Origin of the sequence: Flavobacterium sp., assembly GCF_025352425.1 — a bacterium.
In the GTDB taxonomy this organism is placed as follows: Bacteria; Bacteroidota; Bacteroidia; order Flavobacteriales; family Flavobacteriaceae; genus Flavobacterium.
This window is the reverse complement of record NZ_JANXTI010000041.1, coordinates 1-4203: the sequence shown is the minus strand read 5'-3', so window position 1 is coordinate 4203 and position 4203 is coordinate 1. Positions and strand designations below refer to the sequence as shown.

Sequence of the window (4203 nt, the reverse complement as noted above, 5' to 3'; positions counted from 1 at the left end):
TCTAAAACTCTTAAATAATTTTTAACTATATTTGACATGAATATTGGTTTGTTTTGCGACTTCAAGATACTGAATTTCAGTATCTTGACCAATATTTAATCAATTTATTTTTACTTTAAATAATTACACCCAACGGGTTACATAGTTATTAATTTAACACGTTGGGTGAAATTAGTTTTTATAATCAATTTATAGTAGTTTGACACACTGAGCTGTACAAGTACTATAATTAGAATCATTTCCGAGAATTGTGGTATAGAAATCTTCTTTTGTAGAGTTATCACTTGCGTAAAAAGTAGTAGCATTAATTTTGGCGCAAAACAAGACAACAACGCACAAAAATAGATTATTGTACCTCTTCTGCTTTATAAAGTAATATAGTAAAACTTTGCTCAATCTATCATATGTTAAAAATATCATAAATCAAATGTAATTAATTGATTATGAAAAATCGAAATTTTACTCGTAAATTTTATTTATAAAGTGTGCGAATTGGTAAAAAAATCCCTTTAAAATCAATAATTTAACAATTCCTCCGAAGGGTATTTAAAATCTTTTTGGTTGGTACATTTTTAACTAAAATATGAATTGTGTTCTTTATAGATTTTTTAAGTAGTATATCGACAAAAATTTAAATTTCGCAGTCGCTTTTGTAAGTTTGCTCACCACAAATCTATTCTGTCACGATTTACGTAACTAATTTATATGAAAAAATTTTTACCATTCATTTCTTTGTTTTTATCTTTAGGTTTAAACGCCCAGTGTACGATTTCGGGTACAGCAGTAAATGCAAGTACATTAACCTGCAGTACGTTTAGTGGTTGTACAATTGTGTATGTTGGAGATGGAACTTCTGCCACAACACTGAATATGAATGCAAATTTAAATCTCACTTGCCTGGGAGCTATTCAATTCATAATTAGAAACAATGCTTCAATCGATTTTTCTCCCGGTAACAATAGGTTAACACTTGGAGATGGGTCATCAATGACTATTGAATCCGGAGGAAATTTTGTCGGTGGCTCATGTAATGCATCCGAACTAATTTACATTGGTACTAATTTATTAGCCAGTTGTAATGGAGGAGCAGGAGCAGACTTGAGTTTTACAGATCTAATAAATTTGGGAGGAACAGGTAGTTTGACTTCTAATTCGCCCGTTTGTACTAATAATACCATCAATCTTTTAGCTACACCACCACCAAATGGAACTTATACCTATTCTTTTTTTGGAACTGGCCTTCCCGTAGCAGGAACTACATATTCCAGTAGTCCAAGTTATAACGTAACAGCTTCTGGTACTGCAGGTTCATATGTTTATCAAGTTAATATGAAATCATCCCTCTCAGGAAACCCGATTGCTGTGGCAGAAATTACGGTAGTTGTTAATTCCGGTTTGGCTACTACAACACCTGTTGTTTCGGTTACCCAACCGACGTGTACTACTGCAACAGGGACAATAACCATAAATTCCCCCACGGGTACAGGAATAACTTATAGTATAAATGGTTTAACGTATACAAATACTACAGGTATTTTTAGTTTGGTATCTTCAGGAACTTATAGCGTTACTGCCAAAAATTCATCAGGATGTATTTCTTCGTCAACAAATGTCACTGTAAATGCACAAACAAATACCTGGAACGGTACATCTTGGTCAACAGGTTTCCCACCAACAAGTGGGCAAAAAATTGTTTTTACCAATGCGTTTTCATCATCATCTGATTTGAGCGGTTGTTCCTGCCAAGTCAGTTCAGCTAATGTGGTAATAAATTCCGGGCATACTTTAATGGTAACTAATGATGTAAAAATTGTAGGTGGTGGAACATTAACCTTTGAAGATGGTGCGAGTTTAGTTCAAACAAATGATGCTGCTGTAAACAGCGGATACATTACCTTTAAAAGAAAAACTACTGCTCTCAAACAATATATTATACCTATTGGTCATCACCAGTAGTTTCAGCTACTTTAAGCCAATTGGCAACAAATTCATTATTCTATAAATTTAACCCCGCAATTAATAATTGGGTTAACCAACCAGGAGCAACAACCATGACACAAGGTGTTGGTTACATCGGAAGAGCTCCAAGCGGAACTTACAGCCCAACAAAAATTGTAGAAACCAGTTTTGTTGGTGTTCCAAGTAATGGGGTTATTAATACTTCAATTGTTAAAAGTACGGGTACTTATAGTTTGATAGGTAACCCGTATCCATCTGCCATTGATGTTGATTTATTTATAGCAGCAAATACAAGTGTTACTAATGGGACGGTTTATTTTTGGACGCATAACACGGCAATCACGAATAATGTTTACACCGCCAATGATTATGCAAAATATAACTTTACCGGAGCGGTGAGAACGTCAACTTCTGCAATTACTGGTGGCGCATTGCCTACTGGAAAAATTGCAGCAGGACAAGGCTTCTTCATTGAAGCTAAATCAAGTTCGGCCAATGGAACATATTCTGCTACTTTTAATAATGCAATGAGAATTTCGGCTAACAATACTCAGTTTTTCAAAAATAATGCCTCAACGAATGCCGTAAATTCTATCTCTCAAGCATTGGAAAGACATCGTGTTTGGCTTTCATTAAGAAGTTCTTTGGGATCATACAACCAAATGTTATTGGGCTATGTTCAAGGAGCAACGAATGATTTCGATTCGTTATTTGATGGTAAAACGCTTGCTGGTGGTAACTCTGTTTCTATTTACACAAGGGCTGGAGCAGATCAGTTAGCTATACAGGGCAAAAGTTTGCCATTCTCCGAAGCAGATGTAATTCCTATTGGTTACAGCACTACATTAAATGGGGAATTAAGCATCAATCTAGATGATTTTGATGGATTATTTACCAATCAAAATGTATATTTATTAGATAAAACCGCAAATATATTACACGATTTAAAGGCAATGCCTTATACTTTTATTACAACTAATGGTAATTTTGAACAACGTTTCGAATTGCGATTCATTAATCAAACATTGGGTATCACGATTCCAACAATAACAGATAATGATATAAAAATCATTACTACAAATCATCAACTTGAAGTGATATCTCCAGCAATGGCAATTACAAACATACAAGTATTCGATATCCTGGGTAAATTGTTATTTACTCAAAATGATCTAAACACAAATTTATTTCAAACAAATTCGTTACTAATTGCTCCCCAAATACTATTGGTAAAAGTAACTTTGGAGAACCAGCAAAGCTTTACGAAAAAAACTTTAATCAAATAAAGGTTAAACAGAAATATATTTTCTCTTCACCTTCATAAAAAAGCCTACCATTTTGGGTAGGCTAATGTTTTATCCTGATTTACTATTTTTTCGCCAATCCCGCCGCTTTCATTACATCTTCTTTGTTAAGACCTGTCGTGTTTATATCAGGATCACCATTTCCTTTAGGGGTAAAAGTTAACCCTTGCATGTATTGTGGATTTCCTCCATTCATTTTTTCTTTTACAATATCTCCATAGGCTTTCCGTGCTTCCTCAACCGATTTTTTGCCTGTTAATATATCATTTGCAAGGTTGAGTGCCAAAAAATTGTTAGCTTCTTTATCACAACGTGCACTCATGAGTCCTTGAGTTCGATCTACAATAATACTTCCATCAAATTTTGCTAAATCATCAAATTTTCCTATCGGTACTTCGTAACGAATTGTTGTTTTCATCATATCAGTATGTTCGATAGGAAAGCTATGTTTAGTTTCCTGTTTATCAATATAAATCATTTTCCACGGACCTTTATCTTTCCATCCAAGCATTTCCGGACCAAAAGCATCAGGCTTACCATATTTCTTCATTATTTCCATAGCTGCCATCCTTGAAGCTTCAGGCCATGTACTAAGGTTAGGCATCATTTTTCCCATGTTTGGTTTTCCTGTGTGCTTTTTTCCCATGTCAGATTTATTTTGCCCGCAAACGGTAATTCCGCACATAGCAAAACTTAGCACTAGTAATTGTAATTTTTTCATAATATTATAATTTAAATTAGTAAACATTTAAAGCTACCATCCACTGTTAGCTTTTAGTTATATGATTTGACTAAGAGATTAACCCGTTGGGTGTAATTAAATAATTTGATTTTTAATATTGTTTATTGGTCTATCAAATATGAATTTATTGATATATTGAACCAAAGTTAATGCTGTTATTTTAGCTAAAATTCTTGTTTTAAATCCTTCAAAAGATTT

The 4203-nt window shown here is 33.8% G+C and carries 3 protein-coding genes and 1 pseudogene; 2 read left to right on the top strand and 2 right to left on the bottom strand.

The annotated features are described in order from the left end of the window. The first annotated feature begins 705 nt into the window (after positions 1–705). Positions 706–1956 (top strand): hypothetical protein, encoded by a 1251-nt coding sequence (locus Q0Q99_RS06175; RefSeq protein WP_293893018.1) that lies wholly within the window; start codon positions 706–708, stop codon positions 1954–1956. A 20-nt stretch (positions 1957–1976) separates the two neighbouring features. After that, a complete protein-coding gene (locus tag Q0Q99_RS06170; RefSeq protein WP_293893015.1) occupies positions 1977–3245 on the top strand; it encodes a T9SS sorting signal type C domain-containing protein in 1269 nt (422 codons plus the stop codon). 82 nt (positions 3246–3327) lie between these two features. On the opposite strand, the gene Q0Q99_RS06165 is transcribed toward Q0Q99_RS06170, so the two are convergent. Together Q0Q99_RS06165 and Q0Q99_RS06160 are read right to left on the bottom strand one after the other, a co-directional pair. After that, the gene (locus Q0Q99_RS06165) at positions 3328–3909 is read right to left on the bottom strand and encodes a hypothetical protein (RefSeq protein ID WP_293893012.1); all 582 of its coding nucleotides are present in this window, start codon (positions 3907–3909) and stop codon (positions 3328–3330) included. A gap of 171 nt (positions 3910–4080) precedes the next feature. Then, a pseudogene (locus Q0Q99_RS06160) lies at positions 4081–4203 on the bottom strand (IS982 family transposase); the annotation flags it as partial.

Bases quoted from the DNA above. Each gene is read 5' to 3' on its own strand.
- Q0Q99_RS06175 (WP_293893018.1), top strand. From the start codon at position 706: ATGAAAAAATTTTTACCATTCATTTCTTTGTTTTTATCTTTAGGTTTA.
- Q0Q99_RS06165 (WP_293893012.1), bottom strand. From the start codon at position 3,909: ATGGGAAAAAAGCACACAGGAAAACCAAACATGGGAAAAATGATGCCT.